We start from the raw sequence: 20,874 nt of genomic DNA, 5'->3' as shown, positions 1-20,874 counted from the left end.
ACACTATAAATTTACTACTTTGTCATCTTATTTTAGACTAATAATAAAATAAATTTCGTCTCCTAACATTCTTTTTAAAGTATTGTTTTACAGAACCTCATCTAAATAATTTTCACAGACTATTTATCGTACCAATGAAAAATACTTTGCAATTTGATATTCTTTACCATCTTTAATTAAAATAGCAACAAACCAATAAGATGAAGGCGGAAGTTTTTTACCATTAAAAATCCCGTTCCATGTTTGACTACTTGTTTTTAAAACGGCTAAAACATTTCCGTATCGATTAAAAATTTGCACTTCTTTAAAATTTTCAGGTATTACACCTTTTAATTGCCAAGTGTCATTTATTCCATCTCCATTTGGCGTGAAAAATTTAGGGAAATCTAAAATTGAAACTGTTTCAAAAAAACTAGACTCGCAAGGTGTATCGCTTTTAATTACTAAGTTATAAATTCCAGCATCCAAATTATAAAATTTATTAGATGTTTCAAAATTGATTCCACCATCAATAGAATATATATAGTTATTTATCGGATTATCTATATTGATGATAATTGAGTTATTTGTTGCACTAAAATCTTCGGTAGTAATTGTAGCTTCTATTGATAATGATAGTTCAATTCCTTTATTTTCCCATAGACAAGTGGTTGTATTGAATTGATAATCATCCCAACAATTTACTTTTGCTGGTTTTATGGGTTGATTTCCTGTTGTAATCCATTGACAAGTGGCAACATCCCAAGTATTGGTTTCCCAACATTCAATTCCTGTTGGTGCTGTAGGTTGCGTTCCACTTGTAATCCATTTACATGTTGCAACATCCCAAGTGTTGATTTCCCAACATTCAATTGATGTTGGTGCTATTGGTTGATTTCCGTTTGTAATCCATTTACAAGTTGCAACATCCCAAGTATTGGTTTCCCAACATTCAATTCCTGTTGGTGCTGTAGGTTGATTTCCGCTTGTAATCCATTTACAAGTTGCAACATCCCAAGTATTGGTTTCCCAACATTCAATTGATGTTGGTTCTATTGGTTGATTTCCGCTTGTAATCCATTTACAAGTTGCAACATCCCAAGTGTTGATTTCCCAACATTCAATTCCTGTTGGTGCTGTAGGTTGCGTTCCACTTGTAATCCATTTACATGTTGCAACATCCCAAGTGTTGATTTCCCAACATTCAATTCCTGTTGGTGCTGTAGGTTGCGTTCCGCTTGTAATCCATTTACAAGTTACAACATCCCAAGTGTTGGTTTCCCAACATTCAATTGATGTTGGTTCTATAGGTTGATTTCCGCTTGTAATCCATTTACAAGTGACAACATCCCAAGTATTGGTTTCCCAACATTCAATTGATGTTGGTTCTATTGGTTGATTTCCGCTTGTAATCCATTTACAAGTGGCAACATCCCAAGTATTGATTTCCCAACATTCAATTGATGTTGGTGCTATAGGTTGATTTCCGCTTGTAATCCATTTACAAGTGGCAACATCCCAAGTATTGATTTCCCAACATTCAATTCCTGTTGGTGCTGTAGGTTGCGTTCCACTTGTAATCCATTTACATGTTGCAACATCCCAAGTGTTGATTTCCCAACATTCAATCCCTGTTGGTGCTGTAGGTTGATTTCCACTTGTAATCCATTTACAAGTGACAACATCCCAAGTGTTGGTTTCCCAACATTCAATTGATGTTGGTTCTATTGGTTGATTTCCGCTTGTAATCCATTTACAAGTGGCAACATCCCAAGTATTGATTTCCCAACATTCAATTGATGTTGGTGCTGTAGGTTGCGTTCCACTTGTAATCCATTTACATGTTGCAACATCCCAAGTGTTGGTTTCCCAACATTCAATTGATGTTGGTTCTATTGGTTGATTTCCGCTTGTAATCCATTTACATGTTGCAACATCCCAAGTATTTATTTCCCAACATTCAATCCCTGTTGGTGCTGTAGGTTGCGTTCCACTTGTAATCCATTTACAAGTGGCAACATCCCAAGTGTTAATTTCCCAACATTCAATCCCTGTTGGTGCTGTAGGTTGATTTCCACTTGTAATCCATTTACAAGTGGCTACATCCCAAGTGTTGGTTTCCCAACATTCAATTCCTGTTGGTTCTATAGGTTGCGTTCCACTTGTAATCCATTTACAAGTTGCAAAATCCCAAGTATTGATTTCCCAACATTCAATTGATGTTGGTGCTATTGGTTGATTTCCGCTTGTAATCCATTGACAAGTGGCAACATCCCAAGTATTGATTTCCCAACATTCAATTCCTGTTGGTGCTACTGGTTGGTTTCCACTTGTAATCCATTTACATGTTGCAACATCCCAAGTATTGATTTCCCAACATTCAATCCCTGTTGGTTCTATAGGTTGATTTCCAATTGTAATCCATTTACAAGTGGCAACATCCCAAGTGTTGATTTCCCAACATTCAATTCCTGTTGGTGCTACTGGTTGGTTTCCACTTGTAATCCATTTACAAGTTGCAACATCCCAAGTATTGGTTTCCCAACATTCAATTCCTGTTGGTACTACTGTTTGGTTTCCGCTTGTAATCCATTGACAAGTTGCAACGTCCCAAGTATTAGTTTCCCAACATTCAATTCCTGTTGGTGCTACTGGTTGGTTTCCGCTTGTAATCCATTGACAAGTGGCAACATCCCAAGTATTGATTTCCCAACATTCAATTGATGTTGGTGCTACTGGTTGGTTTCCGCTTGTAATCCATTGACAAGTGGCAACATCCCAAGTATTGATTTCCCAACATTCAATCCCTGTTGGTTCTATAGGTTGATTTCCACTTGTAATCCATTTACAAGTGGCAACATCCCAAGTGTTGATTTCCCAACATTCAATTCCTGTTGGTGCTACTGGTTGGTTTCCACTTGTAATCCATTGACAAGTGGCAACATCCCAAGTATTGGTTTCCCAACATTCAATTGATGTTGGTGCTATTGGTTGATTTCCGTTTGTAATCCATTGACAAGTGGCAACATCCCAAGTATTGATTTCCCAACATTCAATTCCTGTTGGTGCTACTGGTTGGTTTCCGCTTGTAATCCATTGACAAGTGGCAACATCCCAAGTATTGATTTCCCAACATTCAATTGATGTTGGTTCTATAGGTTGCGTTCCACTTGTAATCCATTTACATGTTGCAACGTCCCAAGTATTGGTTTCCCAACATTCAATTCCTGTTGGTTCTGTGGGCTTTACGCATATAGTAGAGCAATCTTTTCCTCCATCAGAAATATCCCAACCATCTGTTCCTGTTAAAAGATCTCTGTTAGATTCTCCAGCACAATATTTACTACTTCCGCCGCTAAATTTAACGTTATTGTTATGTGGTTGAGTTTGCCAACCTATAAGTAATGGATCGTAATTTTCTATAGAAAGTGCAGAACCAAGAAACATAAAATGGGCATCTGTTAAACTAACAATAGTCCAAGTACCGAGATTTTGATTAAAAACAGTAGCTCCCATAAACATTCTATGCATAGTTTGAACAGCAGAAGTATTCCAATTGCCAATATTTTCATTAAATAAGATTGCATTACGGAACATTTCTTTCATATTAGTTACTGCAGAAACATTCCAACCACCAGATGCTTTAGTAGAAATATTTTGATTAAATGCTAAGGCACCAAAAAACATATATTCCATATTTCTAACAGCAGTAGTATTCCAATTACCTATATCAGCATTAAAGGATTTTGCAGCGGAAAACATATCTGACATAGACACAACACTAGAAGTATCCCAACTACCAATATCTTGATTAAAAGCCACTGCCGCGCTGAACATCTCTTCCATATCTTTTACATTAGAAGTATCCCAATTACCAATATTGCCATTAAAGTCTGATGCAGATCGAAACATCTTGTTCATATTTTTAACAGCAGATGTATTCCAAGCCCCAGATAATTTGGTAGAAATATCTTGATTAAACTTATTGGCTCCCCAAAACATAGATTGCATATTATCTACTGTAGACGTATCCCAATCGCTGATGTTTTGGTTAAAGTTAGTTGCTGCAGAAAACATTGAAGACATATCTGTAACACTAGACAGGTTTGGTTTATCAGAAGGAATTGTTAGCCCTTCTAAATTACTACAACCATAGAAAGCCTTTTCCATAGAAGTCCAAACTTGGCTTCCCCATTGGTCTACTGATAGTATTTTGTCTTTGTCTACTCCGTTAGATAAACCATTATTAAAATAAATACGCGGAAAATTTCCGCTAATTCGTATTGTCTGGTTACCTGCTGTTGCATAGGTGTGTATTGGAGCAATTGCTGTATTGTAAGTGTTTGTAAAACCATCTCCCCAATCAACACTATAATTATATGTTTCTCCAGTAAACGTTGGTATGGTAATCGTTTCGTTTGGACTTGTAGTTTTCCAAGTGGTAACAAAATCGTCTAGACTAGGCGTTGGGCAATCTAAACTAGCATCACTAATTGTCCAATTTGAAGGAACAGATTGCATACTTAATCTTGCAGCTTCTCCGGCACAATAATTACTATTACCACCGCTAAATACTACGCCCGCATTTAATGTTTGTGAACTCCAGCTTATTAGTAATTTATCATAATTTTCTGTTGAAAGTTTCGCGTCTTTAAACATTAGATTCGCATTTGTTAAGCTACTAATAGTCCAATTTTCTAAATTTTGATCAAACTTTATTGAGCTCTCAAACATATTTGCCATTCCTTCAACCTGAGAAACATTCCAAGTGCTAATATCTTGGTTAAAGGCTTCAGCATTACGAAACATAAAGTTCATTCTGGTAACATTCATTGTACCAGTACCATTCGTCCAAGTTAATGGTTGCCCGTCATTATTATAATCAGTAGTACCATAAAACATTGAATTCATGTTTGTAACTTTAGACACATTCCAACTACTAATATCTTGATTAAAAGATGTGGCATCTGTAAACATATTATTCATTACAACAACCTCAGACACATTCCAACTACTAATATTTTGATTAAATACAGTTGCATCACTAAACATAGCATTCATTTCCCTAACCTTTGATGTACCAGTTCCATTAGTCCAAGTTAAGGCTGTACCTCCGTTATTAAATGCTGTAGCACGATTGAACATGTAGTTCATATTAGCAACCTCAGACACATTCCAACTACTTATATCTTGATTAAATGCCACTGCTCTTTCAAACATTGTAGACATATTGGTAACTTTTGAAGTACCCGTACCACTAATCCAAGTTAATGCAACACCATCATTATTAAAAATCGTTGCTCTATCAAACATGTTACTCATATTCTCTACAGAAGAAACATTCCAACTACTTATGTTTTGGTTAAATGCAGCAGCACCTCTAAACATCAATTCCATAGTAGTTACTTTTGATGTACTAGTAACGTTAGCCCAAGTTAGTGCTGTGTTATCATTATTAAAGGCAGTAGCGCGACTAAACATAGAATACATTGTAGTAACCTCAGATACATTCCAATTACTTATATCTTTATTAAAAGCAGTTGCATCTTGAAACATAGAAGCCATGTTTTTAACTGCACCTACATTCCATCCACCAATATCTTGATTAAAAGCAGAAGTAAAAGCGAACATAGAATTCATGTTTTGTAGAGTACTAACATCCCAATTACCAATATTTTGATTAAAAGAAGTACAACCATAAAACATCCTAGTTGCATCAGTAACACTAGAAAGTATCGGTTTATCAGCAGGAATTGTTAGTCCTACCAAATTAGTACAACCTCTAAATGCTTGCGCCATAGAAGTCCATACTTGAATTCCCCATTGGTCAATTGAGATTATTTTTTCTTTATCGCCTGTATTATTAAAATATATACGAGGAAAAACACCACTAATACTCACGGTTTGGTTCCCTGCGGTTGTGTAAATATGAGTAGCATCTCCGGTTTCTGTAGTTGTATATCCATCTCCCCAATCGACAGTGTAATTATAAGTTTCTGAAGGAAAGGTTGGTATGGTAATACTCTCGTTAGGAGCTGTGGTTTGCCAAGTGGTAATGAATGATTCTGTTAAAGCATCACACTCGGTTTGATTTTCTATAAAGGTTAAAGTATCATCAACACGGGTCCATTCATTAGTGCTATAGGTCTTGTTATCTACAATTGCGCAACTAAGTTTAGGGCAATTGTCTGCATAAAAATCTACGCGGTCCATCGCAGTGTTATTACCATTTCTAAGATTTACACTTTCAATTAGCGGGCTGTTTTGAATTCGTAATCGACCTAAGCTTGTATTTTGAGAAAAGTCTAAGCTTGTATAGTTGTTTTCGTAACATAAGACGGTTTCCAATGAATTACCAGATGCAACCTTTAAGGTATTCATGTTATTCTGATGACAACTTAAATATTTGAGTTCGGTGTTTAAGCTTACATCTATATCTGCAATATTATTTACATGGCAATTTAAAGTTTTTAAAGCAACATTGGTTTGCAAGTCTAAACTGGTTAGGTTGTTTACCTGACAATCTAAAGTTTCTAAAGCAGTATTGGCAGAAAGATCTAGTGATGAAAAATTACAATTTCTAACATATAATTTTTTTAGCAGGGTATTTTGTGTAAAATCCATCGCAGTAATTGCATTTGATTGTACGTCAATTGTTGTTAAAATGGGATTATAGGTAACATCTAAATTTGTGATACCTGTATATGAACAACTAAGATAATCTAGTACTGGGTTGTACTCTAAATTGAGACTTGTTAATAAAGGATTACCTCCACATCCTAATTCTTCAAGTAGTGGACATTGAGTTACATCAATAGCGGTAATATTGCAATTTTGTACTTCTAATTCTATTAATTTTCTGTTATTTGTTACGTCTATCGATTGTAGCGAACCATTTCCAAAGGCTTTTAATACAGTTAAATCTGGGCTGTTAGTTACGTTTATGCTTGTAAGTTGGTTGTTGTAACAATTTAGCATTTCAAGGAAGGTATTACTACTAAAATCAAGAGATGTTAAGCTATTGCCATAGCAGTTTATAGTTTTTAGTTGTGTATTATTTGATAAATCAAGCGTTGTTAGGTTATTGTATTGGCAGTACAAAGCTTGTAAAGCTATAAAATCTTCAATACCTGTTAAATCACCTATGGTAGCCGAAGGAACATTTAGAGTTGTAATACTATTAATGTTTACAGTAGGCACAAAACCATCTACAGGGCCGATATCATTACCATTGTCAATTAATGCTTGCTCAAAACTAGCATCTGGAATAGCAGTTAATTGCCCAAATATTGTAACGGAAATCAATATAAAAAACAAACTAAACAGTGGTTTCAAATTGGTTTTGTAGGCTAATAAATATGAAAATAATTTAAACATAATAGTGGTTTTACGAATCTTAAAACTAAAGTCCGTTTATATAAACCCGTTAATAGTAACGAGAGTAATTTTTAAAAAAACAAGTGCTTTACCAGTTTAAATAGATTGATTATTAAGTAATGTTTTGTTAGCCATTTAATCTCTTTTTTTTTAACGTGTTTAATCGTTTATAAATACAGGAATTACTTTGTCTCTTTAATGATATTTTTCCTCTTTAATTTATCCCCCAATAAATAAAGAATACTACCAATACCTTTCAACAAAGTAAAATCCTGTAAATCAAAAAACACACTTCTAATAATTTGAAATGTAAATAGGGATTTTTAATGGACTAAGTTCGTAGTTTTTGGGTGTTAAAACCATATATGATATAAAAATACTACGGAAAGGCACAAAAACAAGATATCAGTTTATAAGTGCTCCTATTCAGTTTATATTCGTTAAAATGGAAGTTGTTATTAGAAGAAGAACTAGTAGTAAGTTAATGTTTTTTTCTTATAAAATAAAACTCAGAAACTCTGCTTATTATCAAGTAAGTAAGATATAAAGTAATAATTATAGATGCCCACCAAATTAATGTCATTATTAGTATAAAGACATAATTATCGGTGATGTTTAATAGTTCTTTTGGATCCATAATTATATTCCCTTTATACGCAAAGTTTGGCGAAAGGTACGCAACAGCTCCGAAGGAAATAGCGTATAAAAATGCAACTCCCCAGCTACGAGTACTTTTTAAATTAGTTTCATTAATATTTAAATAATTACTTTTTAAAGCTATTGGTTGAAACTTTCTACAGACTTCTAAATCTAAATTATCATAAGTATGGAGCAAAGCTTCCATTTTAACATTCTCGAGAGGAAGTTTCTTTTTAAGAACTTTTCTCCATTTTCTATGCAGTCTTAATTCATCGTCATTTATTCGATAAACATATTTTTTTTCATCAAACCAAATAGTTCCGTTTAGTTTATGAATTATTCTAGAATCAATATATTTTTTTCGCTTTTTATAAGCTTTAAAAAATGGGATGCAAACCAAGATTAAAAAAGGGGTAAAAACGATAGAAATCCCTAGACCTTCTTCTAAAACACCTAAAAAAGACATAGAGAATAAAATAGGAAATATTAACCCCCAAGTGTTACTCCATTTAGAAAAAGAAAAAGCTGCTAGTTCTTTTTTTGTTGGTTCTCTTCTTAAAGATGATGTCTCTATAGAGTTCTGTTCTATTTTAAATTTCTCATACAAACTTGGGTATCCAATTACACCGTCTATAGCATACAATACAAAGTGATCTAGTCTAAATAATACTTCAATATTTTTATTAAGGTAAACTGTTTCTTCGGTTAAGTATGATAAGAAAATTTTTGGAATTATAATTTCAATTATTTCACCATTAGTATCTAGAAAAAAATGATGCGTAATTCTTTTATGTCTATAAACGGTAGTTATTTTAAAACTAACATTAGAAAACTGCCAGACGCTTTTGTAAATTTTCTTTTTTGGAAGCCTTTTAAAAATAAGAAGATTAATAGATAAATTACCGTCTATTTCTAAAAAATTAATTGCCTCTAAATCTTCTTTATTTAAATACCTAATTGGAGTTAAAATACGAGCAATGCGTTTGTATTTTTTTATCCTTAAAATTAAAACTATAATTACTATAATAACGAGTACTATAAAAACGCCAAATATTAATTGATCTGTAGTTGATAACATTAGTTACTGTTTTTGTAAAAAGTTCCGAAAATTCGATCCCAAATTACCGTATAAAAACCAAAATTTTTATTTGCTTGTTGATGATGTTTCTTATGAAAAACATGGTTTCCAAATAAAACCGGCTGCTTTGTTGATGTGGTATTTAAATGACCTAAAACACCTAAAGCCCAATTTAAAAAGATAAAAAAGAGAAAACTATATATATTTAGTTGCACAAAAAAGGCACATATAGTTAATAATAAACCGAATAACAAAGATTCTACAGGTGCCATTACATATAAACTAATTGCTTTAAAATACTTGTGTGAATGATGTTTTTGATGAAACTTTTTAAAAGGCCAAACGTAATGAGAAATTAAATGTAAGAGGTACATTACTAAATCGAAAAGAAAAAATAAAAGCAGAAAATCTCTTATAAAATGAGCGTTTGTTGTAAAAAAAATGTGTTCACTTTTAAATAAATAATACCCAGGAATAGCCACTAAAATATTGATAACAACAACTACAATACTGTTATAAATATCATGCTTTGTTACTGCTAACGTTTTGTGTTTCTTTTTTTTTGACCAAGTATAACTAATTAAAATTGCACAGAGATACATTAGTATATTGATACTTATTAAGAAGAGCCAAAAAAGGAAAGTATTATTAAGTAGTTGCATTTATTTCTACGCGGTTATTTTATTCTTTAGTCAATAATAGATGTTTTATATAAGTTGTTTCTATCCAAAATATACACATCATTATTTAAAACTTCTACACCGTAAGAATCTCCCATTAAAAGAACCTCTTCGGATTCTGTTGTTAAAAAAGGACGAACATTAGTTCCGTCTTTATCTATTTTATAAACAAAGTTTTCTCTATAATCAGAATAGCTTATAGCAGTAGTAATAAGTGCAGCATTGTTAGTAAATACAATATCAGAAATATTAGATTTATAACCATTGCCTAATTTTGGTAACTCTATTTTTAACCAATCTTTACCCGCATTTTTTGTGTACAATAAATATCCGCCTAAACCACCAATTAAGCCTATTTCTGGAGTTAAAAAGGCTATAGAGTTTAAGTTGACAAACTCATCTTTATTTTCATAAAGTAGTTTCCAATTAATACCACCATCTATACTTTTGTAGCACCTTCCAGAAAAAGTAACGATCATTATTTCTTGTTCAGAAAAAGCCACAAAATCAGATATTCCTTCCGCACTTTCAGACAAACCCTTGTGTTCTATATTTACCCAGTTTTTTCCTCCATCAACTGTTTTTAATATAACAGAAAAACTATTTTCTTCTCCACTAATGTAACCAGACCCAACAATAAAGCCTATTTGCTTTGTAATGAAATGTGTTTTATAATATTTAGGAGAGAAGTATCCTCTTTTCTCAAAAAGTTGTTTTGTATTAAATACGCTCCAGTTTTCGCCATAATCTACCGTCTTAAAGATATATTCACTATCTCCCACCACAAAGATTGAATTTTCTAAAAATGCAGCAGCATAGAATGGATTACCAAATCTAGAGAACCTATTTTCTAACCAAGTTTTACCTCCGTTTTTTGTTATTCTAGTTATAAGGCCAGCACCACCAACGAGTATACCAATATCTTTATTTTTAAATTCTATATCATTAAAGAAATGAAAACTTGTTTTTTCTAAATGGTTTAAAATTGATACTTCCTTATTTGAAGACGAATTAATAAAAGAAATATTATTTTGAGTAATTGTATCACTTGTAATATATTCTGTATCTAAAACTTCATGTACACTTATATAATTTGTTGCTAATTTTGCAGATTTTTGCTCCGTTTTTGTACAGGATAACAAAAAACAACTCGTAAAAATTGAAACTATTAAATAGTTTATTTTCATAATATTTTAATGTTTTTATTATAGTAATCTTTTTTTCTTAGGATAAATACCATAAAAATAAAGCCCAAAAATAGTATTGTTTATCTTTAAAACAAACTATCGAGTAAATCTGTAATAAATGGAGTAAGATATAACACTACTATTATAATAAGTAGTATTAGCAATCCTATTAACACCATGAAACTTACTTTAGACCTATCCTTTTTTTCTGTTAATAAATAATAGCTTATACAAGCGATAAAAAACAGCGTGGGTATAACAATTAAAAAACCATAAATTGCAAATAAAATCATGTATTCTAATGTTTCATCAAGGTCTCCTTCTACCATAACTAATGCTAGCGAAGTGTATATTATTATCGGTAAAAAAACACTTACTATAAGGCGTAAAAACTTGTTTTGTATATGCATAGAATCTTTCTCAATAGAACATATAATGTTAATATTTTAATCAAAAAAAGTTTTAAATATTACCATTACACGATAAATATAAACAGTTTAATTTAAAATATAAGAAAGGATTGACAACCGTTGTGGTATACTTTATATTCGAAAAAAATAATTAATCTTTTCTTAATAGAATGTCGTTAATTTCTGACTTTCTTCTTGAAGAGATTGGTATTTCAACCTTATTATTTAACAACAATATGTTATTTTTAATACTAACAATGGCATTTTTGTTTACTAAAAAAGATTGATGTGGTCTTACAAAACTAGTTTTAGGAAGTAAGTCTTGGTAATGTTTTAAATTTTTAGAAGCCAGAACATTTAGTTGCTTCGTTATAATTTTTGTGTAGGCTCCTTCAGATTCACAATACAAAATATCATCAATATTTATAATGTGTTTTTCTTTTATGGTATTAATAACTATTTTTTCTGATTCAAAATCTTTTCCGTCCTTTAACTGCGTTAGCAAATATTGAGTTTCATTTTCTTTAACAACAAGAGAAATTACTTTGTCTAACGTGCTTTTAAACTCTTCTGGAGATATTGGTTTTAAAATATAATCTACAGCATTATATTTAAATGCTTTTATAGCATGTTGATTAAATGCGGTTATAAAAATAAGTTTAAAATTAACATCTTTTAGTTGATCCAATAAATTAAATCCAGTGCCATCTTCTAATTCAATATCTAATAAAACAATGTCTGGATTGCTTTTAGTCAGCATTTCTTTTGCATCCATAATAGACGCTGCCTCTCCAACTATTTTAACATCCTTATAAAATAATAGCAATAACTTTTTTAGTAATTCTCTTACATTAAACTCGTCGTCTATAATAACAATTTTTATCATGCTCCTAAATTTAGTAAAAAGGTTACTCTGGTTCCTAAATTAGGTTTAACTTGTTGTATTAAAAACAGTTTTTCTTCTTGTAAATTTCTTAATTTTAAACGTTTTTTAAAAATATCTATTGCGTGTTCTTCTTCTCTTACTTTGGCTTTATAACCAATACCATCATCAATAATTTCGAACTTTATAAACTGCTTTTCTTTACTAATATTTATGGTTAATTGTCCTAATTCTTTTTTTGGTTTTAATCCGTGTTCAATAGCATTTTCTACAAATATTTGAAGCAACATCGGCGGAATTTTAACAACACTTGCATCTATATGCTCATCTATATCTATGGTGTACTTAAATTTATTATTAAATCTAAATTGTTGCGTTTCTATATAATTGGTTAAGGCATCGATATCTTCTGCCAAAGTAATTTCTTTCTGGTTAACAAAATCAAAATTTTGACGAATTAATTTTGCAAACTTAGATATGTAGGTCATTAATTGTAAAGGCTCATCGTCAAAAACTTTCTTTTGGATGGCCGTTAATGTATTAAAGATAAAATGAGGATTCATCTGTATTCTTAATACTTTCTGTTCTAATTCTAATTTTTGTTGCGCTAATTTTAAACTCGAATTTCTGTTTTTTTGAAATATAAACAACCCAAATACCAGTAACAAACCTAACAACGAACCTAAAATAATTTTATTTTTTTTGTTTAACTCAAGTTCTTGTTTTAAGTTTTCTTGCGTTACAAATTGCTCATATTTTGTATTTATAAGTTTTGTTTTTTCTTTGTCTTCATAAGAATTAAGTAATTGACTAATAGAATCTTTTTTTCGAATAAATAATGGCACACTAGAGAAGTCTTTATCTGCTAAAGAAGCTTCTATTAAAACATCATAAATTTCTTTTTGCAATAAGTATTGTTCGGTTTCTTCTTCTATAATTAGCGCCTCAAGATATAATTTCTTACAATCTTCTAATTCATTTCTAATTAAATGAACATATCCTAAATTTCTTAAAGCACTAGTATTTTGCCTATCAACCTCTTTATTAATAGCAATTGCTTTTCTATAATATAACATTGCTTCTTCATAATTTTCGGTTTGTTCTAAAATAAAACCTAGATTATTATAAGAAGCAGATAAAGGTTTCTTAATATTTAAAGCTTCTTGTAAGGCAATTGCTTTTTTTATAATAGCAGCAGAAGTTAAAAAATCTCCTTTTAAAAAAGACAAATGACTCAGTGAATTTAAGGCTTTCGCCTCCCCTTTTTCATCTTCTATTTCTGTATATAAAGTAAGTGCTTCATTGGTATAATAAAATGCGGTATCTTGTTTATACAACAGCGCATAAGAATCTCCTAGAAGCATTTGTGTTTCTGCAAGAAGCTGTGTATTCTCTTCTTTTTTAAAAAGAAATAACGCTTCTTTTAAACTTCCAATAGCCTCAATATCTTTATCTAAACTAGCTAATAACCTTCCTTTTTTATTAAAAAGAACAGCTCTTTGATGGTTAGAGTATTCAGCAAATTTAATTAAACTATCTATTTTTTTAAGAGCAGTTCTAAGATTATCTTTAGAAACGGAGATTAACAACTCTTTATCAGACAATTCTTTTGGAGTTCCTTTAACAGAGCAGCCAATGTTGCATAAAACACTTAAAATACATATAAAATAAGTTGTTATTTTTATCAAGAAGGAAGATGATTTATACACAACTCATAGTAAATTTAATTAATCTTATTTCACTCTAATATTAAAAGCTTCTTTACCTTCAATAATACCTTTTAAATTGTCATTTTCTACAACTTTACCAACTCCTGCTGGTGTTCCGGTAAAAATAATATCTCCTTTTTTTAAGGTGAAGTACTGAGAAACATAAGAAATTAATTCATCGGTTGTCCATAACATTGCATTGGTGTTTCCGTCCTGAACAATTTCATCATTTTTATATAATTGAAATTTTAAATTCTCTAAATCAAAGTCTTCCTTCGGATAAAATTCTCCCACAACAGCACTACCATCAAATGCTTTTGCTTTTTCCCAAGGTAAACCTTTTTCTTTACATTTAGCTTGTATATCTCTCGCTGTAAAATCGATTCCTAAACCAATTTCATCATAATATTTATGAGCAAATTTCGCATCGATATGTTTACCAACTTTATTTATTTTCACTAAAACCTCTACTTCATAATGTACATCATTAGAAAAAGGTGGAATAAAAAACGGGTTTTTTCGTGGTAAAATAGCAGAATCTGGCTTTAGAAAAACAACAGGATTCTCTGGTCTTTCATTTGCTAATTCTTCTATGTGTTTTGCGTAATTGCGCCCAATACATATTATTTTCATTTTTTATTTGTTGAAAATTAAATGATTCAAAAAACTAAAGTTGTAGCCTAATTAATTATTAATTACAAACTGTAACAGAATTACTAGCTGCTATATTATTCTCCTGCTTCTGGAAAAACGATTGCTCTGTTTCCTGAAATAATTATTTGATGATTCAAATGATTTTTTACAGCTCTAGCCAATACCAATTTTTCGATATCTGCACCAATTCTTTTTAAAGTTACTGGTGTACTTTCATGTGTTACAGGTTGCACATCTTGCTCTATAATTGGCCCTTCATCTAAATCTACCGTTGCATAATGTGCTGTAGCTCCAATTAACTTTACTCCTCTTTCATATGCTTTTTTATAAGGATTTGCTCCTTGAAAAGCAGGTAAAAAAGAATGATGAATATTAATGATTTTTCCTGGATAATGGTTGATAAAACCTGGAGATAAAATTTGCATATATCTTGCCATAATTACCAAATCAATTTCGTTAGAATCTAACAATTCTTTAACCTGTGTTTCTTGTTCTAATTTGGTTTCCTTTGTAATTGGCAAATAATAAAAAGGAATATGAAACATCTCTGCAACATATCTTAACTTGTCATGATTACTAATAATCATTTTTACATTACAATCTAAACGTCCCTCTTTAGATCGCTCTAACAAATCATATAAATTATGACTTGTATGTGAGACCATAATAGCAACATTTTGTTTTTTATCTCCATAACATACAGACCAATCTATATGTAAAGGTGTTGCTAATTCTAAAAATTCCTTTTCTAAAACTTCCTTAGAAACATTGGTTCCATCTGCATTTAAACGAACTCTCATAAAATAAGTGTCTTCAATTGCATTTACATACTGCTGAGAACTTAAAATATTGAATCCTTTTTCGTAAAAAAAACTAGTAATTTTAGCTACCAAGCCTTTTTGATCTGGACATTTTATTAAAAAAGATACTATTTGTGATTTCATTGTACTTAATTATGAATTACTAATTTTAAATTACGAATTCTAATAACCCACAATTCTTAATTTCTAGTTTTCCAATTATCTATGGTATCCATTTTTTAGGAAAGTTTGGTTTTCTTTTTTCAAGAAAAGCATCTCTTCCTTCTTTAGCCTCATCTGTCATATAAGCCAAACGAGTTGCTTCACCTGCAAAAACTTGTTGTCCAACCATTCCATCATCTGTTAAGTTCATTGCAAACTTTAACATTTTTATAGAAGTAGGACTTTTCTCTAATATTTCTTGCGCCCATTCATAAGCAGTATCCTCTAACTCATCATGCGGAATAACAGCATTTACCATTCCCATATCGTAAGCTTCTTGCGCAGAATAATTTCTTCCTAAGAAGAAAATTTCTCTAGCTCTTTTTTGTCCAACCATTTTTGCCAAATACGCAGAACCATAACCACCATCAAAAGAAGTTACATCTGCATCTGTTTGTTTAAAAATAGCGTGTTCTTTTGAAGCTAAAGTTAAATCGCAAACAACATGTAAACTATGTCCGCCACCAACTGCCCAACCAGGAACAACGCAAATAACTGCTTTTGGCATAAAACGAATTAAACGCTGAACCTCTAAAATATTTAATCTGTGATAACCGTCTTCACCAACATAACCTTGGTGTCCACGTGCTTTTTGATCTCCACCAGAACAAAAAGAATAAACACCATCTTTTGTACTTGGTCCTTCCGCAGAAAGAAGTACAACTCCAATATTTACATCTTCACCTGCATCATAAAAAGCATCATATAATTCTTTTGTTGTTTTTGGTCGAAAAGCATTTCTAACATTAGGCCTGTTAAATGCTATTCTTGCGACTCCATTACATTTCTTATATGTAATGTCTTCGTACTCTTTAACAGTTTTCCACTCGGGTTGTATCATATTTTTGTATTTTAGACGTTCTAAAAGAGAACAAAACATTCTTGTTTACAAAAATAAACATTCTAAATGATGATTAAGAAATCGCTTCCATTATTATTCTTATTTTTTTCACTTTGTGGTTTTTCACAAAAAATTATAAAAAAAACTATTGTATCGGATTATGTAGATGATAAAAGAGAAATAAAAATATATCTTCCTGAAGGTTATGATGAAAAGGAAGAAAAAAACTATCCGTTAGCAATTGTTTTAGACGCAGAATACCTATTTGATACCTATGTAGGTAACGCTGTCTTATTTGCTGCAAAAGACAAAGCACCAAAGCAAATTATTATTGGTGTTCAAATGGCAAAAACCAGAAAAAAAGACACTTATTTTAATATAACCGATGGTCGTTTTACAACTGATAATGAAAAGTTTTATCAATTTTTAAAAAATGAAGTTATTTTTAATATTGAAAGTAATTACAAAACATCACCTTTTATATCTATTGTTGGTGAAGGAACTTCGGCGAACTTAATTACTAATTTCTTAAAAGAACAAACTCCTTTTATAAACTCTTATATCTGCATAAACCCCACTTTTTCAGATTTTATTGGTCGTCAAATGCAAGATTATAATTTATCTAGGTTCGAGAAAGTGGACAATACTTTTTATTTTTACACCAATAATTCTAATGCTTTTTCCGAAGAGAAACAGTTAAGAATTAGCGAATTACAAAAAGGACTTTCTGGCTTAGAAATTAAAACCTTTAACGTTATTAACGACACCATAAACACAAAAAGCAGTGTTTCTGCTATTGGAGAAGCCATTCCAAGAGCTTTAAATCAAATTTTTCAAGTATACTCTGCCATCTCTAAAGAAGAATTTGATAAAAACGTAAAAGATTTATCTCCTACAGACGCCATTTCTTATTTAGAAAACAAATATTTAGATATCGAATTTTTATTTGGAAGTAACTTAGGTATTCGCGAAAACGATATTTACGCTATCGAAAAGATTATTATAGAAAAAGAAAACGGAGATGAATTATTAAATTTTGGTAGAATGATTTTAAAACTCTTTCCTACTTCACCTTTAGGTAATTACTATATTGGTCGTTATTATGAAAGTGGTAAAAATATTAAAAAAGCTTTGTATCACTATAAGATTGGTTACGGAAAAATGGATCCTGCAGACCCAAATTCTGATGCATTCTATGAGAATGTTATAAGATTAGGTGGTAGATAATAGCCCTAAATAGATTTTACAACAAATAAAAAAGGCCCATTTATACAAATATAAATGGGTCTTTTTATTTTTCTTCTTTAATCAAAAAAACAAATTAAAGAATTATTTATTTCTAAAGAAAACTTATTTAACCAACTCTATTCTGTCTTCTTTAATTACAATTAGTTTTTGTTTATACAAATTACCAACTGCTTTTTTAAACGCTTTTTTACTCATTTTCATATGAAAACGAATAGAATCTGGCGAACTTTTATCTGTAATTAAAATAAAACCTTCTCTACTATCTTTTAATCTAGCTAATACTTTATCAACATCAGAACCTATTACGTTTCTAAAACCTTGTGGACGAAGAGAAACATCTATTTTCCCATCTTCACGAATATTTTTTACGTAACCAACAACTTCCATATTTTCTTCTAATTCCTGAAAAACTTCACTTTTAAAAAGTAAACCATCAAACTCTTCATTAATTAAAACAGTGTAACCTAAATTAGATTCTGTTTCAATTACTAAGTTGACTTTGTCTCCTTCTTTCAAGTACATTTCTTCCTCATCAGAATTGTTTTCGTCACCTTGTAAGTTCTCTTCTTCGTCGTATAAATCTTCTTGTGAATCCATTATTGTATATATTTAAAATATTCTTTTAAAATTAAATCATTTTCTTCACTTGGCGTAAAGATTTCTAATATTTTTGGCTTTTCAGATTTTTCGTAAAAACCTTCTAACTCTTTTGTTACTGTTGTTGTTGAATCTGCTTTTAAATAATCGAAATTATACATTTTACACAAATGCTCTGCAGTTAAATTATGCGGAGTTTCAAAATATTTAGCAGCGTTCGTTGTTCCTGGTCCTGGAATAATTTTAAATATTCCACCACCAGAATTATTTATTAAAATAATTCTAAAGTTATTAGAAATATTAGCATTCCACAAGGCATTACTATCATAGAAAAAACTTAAATCTCCTGTTATAAAAACGGTTTGATTTCTTGTTGCAAAAGCAGCACCAATAGCAGTACTTGTGCTTCCATCTATTCCGCTTGTTCCTCTATTACAAAATACATTATTTGTTTTATCAATAGAAAACAATTGTGCATATCTAATAATAGAACTGTTACTTATTTGCAACTGGCTATTACTAGGAATACTGTCTATTATTTGTTCGAAAACTTTAAAATCTGAATGTCTTGTTTCTAATAAATATGCAGCGTGTTTTAGTCGTTTTTCATCTCGAAACTGCAACCATTTTTGCTGATATTTACTTTCTCTTTTTATTATTGTTTCATTAAACTTCAAAAAGAAATCTAACGGTTTTATTTGTATAAATTCTGATAAACAAAAAAACGTATTTACCGCTTTCTTTTCATCTATATTCCAATGATGTTTTGGCTGCTGTTTTCTTAAAAATTGTTTTACTTTTTTAGAAACAATCATGCCTCCAAAAGTAATTAACACTTCTGGTTTTAAGTCTTCAAATTGTTCCTCATTCAAAGAAAAAATTAACTGATCTATAGAGTCTATTGCTTTATGTTGATGTAAATTAGACGTTGTTTCTATTAAAATTAAAACAGACGCGTCATCTGCATACGCATCCATTAATTTATGCAATGCTTCATTTGGGTAATTAACACCAACAAGAATAATTTTCTTTTCGGCTGCATTCCATATTTTAGATAAATTACCATAATCTATATGAGAATTATCTAAAGAACTTAAAGAAATATGCGGAAAATTGAAGTGAGACAATTCTGAAACCGTTTCATACAAAGGCTCATCAAACGGAACATTTATATGTACAGGTCCTTTTTGTGAAACTGCTATTTGTAGCGCTTCTCCTATTAATTGAGAATTACGCGTTTTATATTTTTCGTTTTCAATTAAATTTGCAGAGAATAAAATATGATTTTCAAACACGTTTTCTTGGCGAATCGTTTGTCCGTCGCCAATATCTATTAAATGTTTTGGTCTGTCTGCAGAAATTACAACTAACGGAATGTTACTGTAAAAAGCTTCTGCTATTGCAGGATAATAATTTAACAAAGCAGAACCAGAAGTACAAACAATTGCAACCGGTTTTTGTGTTTGCTGTGCAATACCTAATGCAAAAAAAGCAGCACAACGCTCATCTACCACACTTAATGTTTCAATTTCTGGGTGATTAGAAAAACCAACCGTTAAAGGAGCATTACGTGAACCAGGAGAAATAACAACCGTAGCAATATTAAATTGACTACATGCTGAAATTACAATTTGTGCGAGTTCTTTTTTTGGATACATATCTTATGTTACAAAGGTACAAAGTTTGCAAGTTACAAAGCTAAAATGTTTTATAATTAAGGCAATTCTTAAAGAAGAAAAAAGTCAGAAAGTTTTAAAGGATCAACCTTTTACTTTCTGACTTTATTATATAAGAACCAACTGCGTTGGTTAGTTTCCTTTTTGGTAATCTGCTAAAAACTGAGCCAAACCACTATCTGTTAAAGGGTGTTTTAACAAACCTTCAATTGCGCTTAAAGGTCCAGTCATAACGTCAGATCCTAATTTTGCACAATTTACAATATGCATTGTATTTCTAACTGATGCTGCTAAAATTTGAGTTTCGAATTTATAGTTATCAAAAACAAGTCTCATTTCAGAAATTAAGTTCATTCCGTCTGTAGAAATATCGTCTAAACGACCTAAAAATGGAGAAACATACGTTGCTCCTGCTTTTGCTGCCAATAAAGCTTGCCCAACAGAAAACACTAATGTTACGTTTGTTTTAATACCTTTAGAAGAAAAGTATTTACAAGCTTTTACACCATCTTTTATCATTGGTAATTTTACCACAATTTGAGGGTTTAAAGCAGCCAAAGCTTCACCTTCTCTCACCATTCCGTCAAAATCTGTAGAAATTACCTCTGCAGAAACATCACCATCTACCAACTCACAAATTTCTTTGTAATGGTTAATAATATTAGCTTCACCAGTAATTCCTTCTTTAGCCATTAAAGATGGGTTTGTTGTTACACCGTCTAAAATACCTAAAGCTTGCGCTTCTTTAATTTGCTCTAAATTTGCTGTGTCAATAAAAAATTTCATTTGTATATATTTAGTTGTAATTGTTCTTTTTTTTGGGCGTTCGAGCGGGCTTTACGCACTCGCTTTTTTTGTTAAAAAACAAAAAAGAGCTCAAACAATTGCTTCAAT

Annotated in this window: 13 protein-coding genes; 1 reads left to right on the top strand and 12 read right to left on the bottom strand. The window is 31.0% G+C overall.

The genetic code is table 11. The features are described from left to right. Nucleotides 1-123 precede the first annotated feature (123 nt). The 9 genes from SHK09_RS09660 to SHK09_RS09620 form a co-directional block, all read right to left on the bottom strand. On the bottom strand, nucleotides 124-7,356 hold the full coding sequence (locus SHK09_RS09660) for a BspA family leucine-rich repeat surface protein (RefSeq protein WP_319810567.1): 7,233 nt from the start codon (nucleotides 7,354-7,356) through the stop codon (nucleotides 124-126). A 481-nt stretch (nucleotides 7,357-7,837) separates the two neighbouring features. Beyond that, nucleotides 7,838-9,073 carry a hypothetical protein gene (locus tag SHK09_RS09655; protein WP_319810566.1) on the bottom strand — a complete coding sequence of 412 codons (1,236 nt, stop codon included), beginning with the start codon at nucleotides 9,071-9,073 and terminating at the stop codon, nucleotides 7,838-7,840. Continuing rightward, nucleotides 9,073-9,675 carry a sterol desaturase family protein gene (locus tag SHK09_RS09650; protein WP_319810565.1) on the bottom strand — a complete coding sequence of 201 codons (603 nt, stop codon included), beginning with the start codon at nucleotides 9,673-9,675 and terminating at the stop codon, nucleotides 9,073-9,075. The genes SHK09_RS09655 and SHK09_RS09650 overlap by 1 nt, the downstream gene beginning before the upstream one ends. Before the next feature lie 86 nt (nucleotides 9,676-9,761). Further along, complete coding sequence (locus SHK09_RS09645) at nucleotides 9,762-10,940, bottom strand: WD40/YVTN/BNR-like repeat-containing protein (protein WP_319810564.1); 1,179 nt, start codon at nucleotides 10,938-10,940, stop codon at nucleotides 9,762-9,764. Between the two features lie 561 nt (nucleotides 10,941-11,501). Beyond that, nucleotides 11,502-12,236, bottom strand: coding sequence for a LytTR family DNA-binding domain-containing protein (locus SHK09_RS09640; RefSeq protein ID WP_319810563.1), 735 nt, complete (start codon nucleotides 12,234-12,236; stop codon nucleotides 11,502-11,504). After that, a complete protein-coding gene (locus SHK09_RS09635; protein ID WP_319810562.1) occupies nucleotides 12,233-13,921 on the bottom strand; it encodes a histidine kinase in 1,689 nt (562 codons plus the stop codon). Before SHK09_RS09635 ends, SHK09_RS09640 begins: the two co-directional genes overlap by 4 nt. A gap of 45 nt (nucleotides 13,922-13,966) precedes the next feature. Continuing rightward, nucleotides 13,967-14,575, bottom strand: coding sequence for a fumarylacetoacetate hydrolase family protein (locus SHK09_RS09630; protein ID WP_319810561.1), 609 nt, complete (start codon nucleotides 14,573-14,575; stop codon nucleotides 13,967-13,969). Between the two features lie 95 nt (nucleotides 14,576-14,670). Beyond that, nucleotides 14,671-15,540 (bottom strand): formyltetrahydrofolate deformylase, encoded by an 870-nt coding sequence (gene purU, locus SHK09_RS09625; RefSeq protein WP_319810560.1) that lies wholly within the window; start codon nucleotides 15,538-15,540, stop codon nucleotides 14,671-14,673. Between the two features lie 79 nt (nucleotides 15,541-15,619). Further along, nucleotides 15,620-16,459, bottom strand: coding sequence for a 1,4-dihydroxy-2-naphthoyl-CoA synthase (locus SHK09_RS09620; RefSeq protein ID WP_319810559.1), 840 nt, complete (start codon nucleotides 16,457-16,459; stop codon nucleotides 15,620-15,622). 66 nt (nucleotides 16,460-16,525) lie between these two features. Here SHK09_RS09620 and SHK09_RS09615 point away from each other — a divergent pair, with 66 nt between their 5' ends. Continuing rightward, nucleotides 16,526-17,686, top strand: a complete 1,161-nt coding sequence (locus tag SHK09_RS09615) for an alpha/beta hydrolase-fold protein (RefSeq protein ID WP_319810558.1) — start codon at nucleotides 16,526-16,528, stop codon at nucleotides 17,684-17,686. 123 nt (nucleotides 17,687-17,809) lie between these two features. Here the strand turns inward: SHK09_RS09615 and SHK09_RS09610 are convergent, their stop codons facing one another. From SHK09_RS09610 to fsa, 3 genes are all read right to left on the bottom strand, one after another. Further along, nucleotides 17,810-18,304 (bottom strand): DNA-binding protein, encoded by a 495-nt coding sequence (locus tag SHK09_RS09610; protein ID WP_319810557.1) that lies wholly within the window; start codon nucleotides 18,302-18,304, stop codon nucleotides 17,810-17,812. Next, nucleotides 18,304-19,962 (bottom strand): 2-succinyl-5-enolpyruvyl-6-hydroxy-3-cyclohexene-1-carboxylic-acid synthase, encoded by a 1,659-nt coding sequence (gene menD, locus SHK09_RS09605; RefSeq protein WP_319810556.1) that lies wholly within the window; start codon nucleotides 19,960-19,962, stop codon nucleotides 18,304-18,306. Before menD ends, SHK09_RS09610 begins: the two co-directional genes overlap by 1 nt. Before the next feature lie 150 nt (nucleotides 19,963-20,112). After that, on the bottom strand, nucleotides 20,113-20,766 hold the full coding sequence (fsa, locus tag SHK09_RS09600) for a fructose-6-phosphate aldolase (protein ID WP_319810555.1): 654 nt from the start codon (nucleotides 20,764-20,766) through the stop codon (nucleotides 20,113-20,115). Nucleotides 20,767-20,874 lie beyond the last annotated feature (108 nt).

This window comes from Polaribacter sp. PL03 (genome assembly GCF_033875165.1).
GTDB lineage: Bacteria > Bacteroidota > Bacteroidia > Flavobacteriales > Flavobacteriaceae > Polaribacter.
This window is presented reverse-complemented; position numbering and strand designations above follow the sequence as displayed.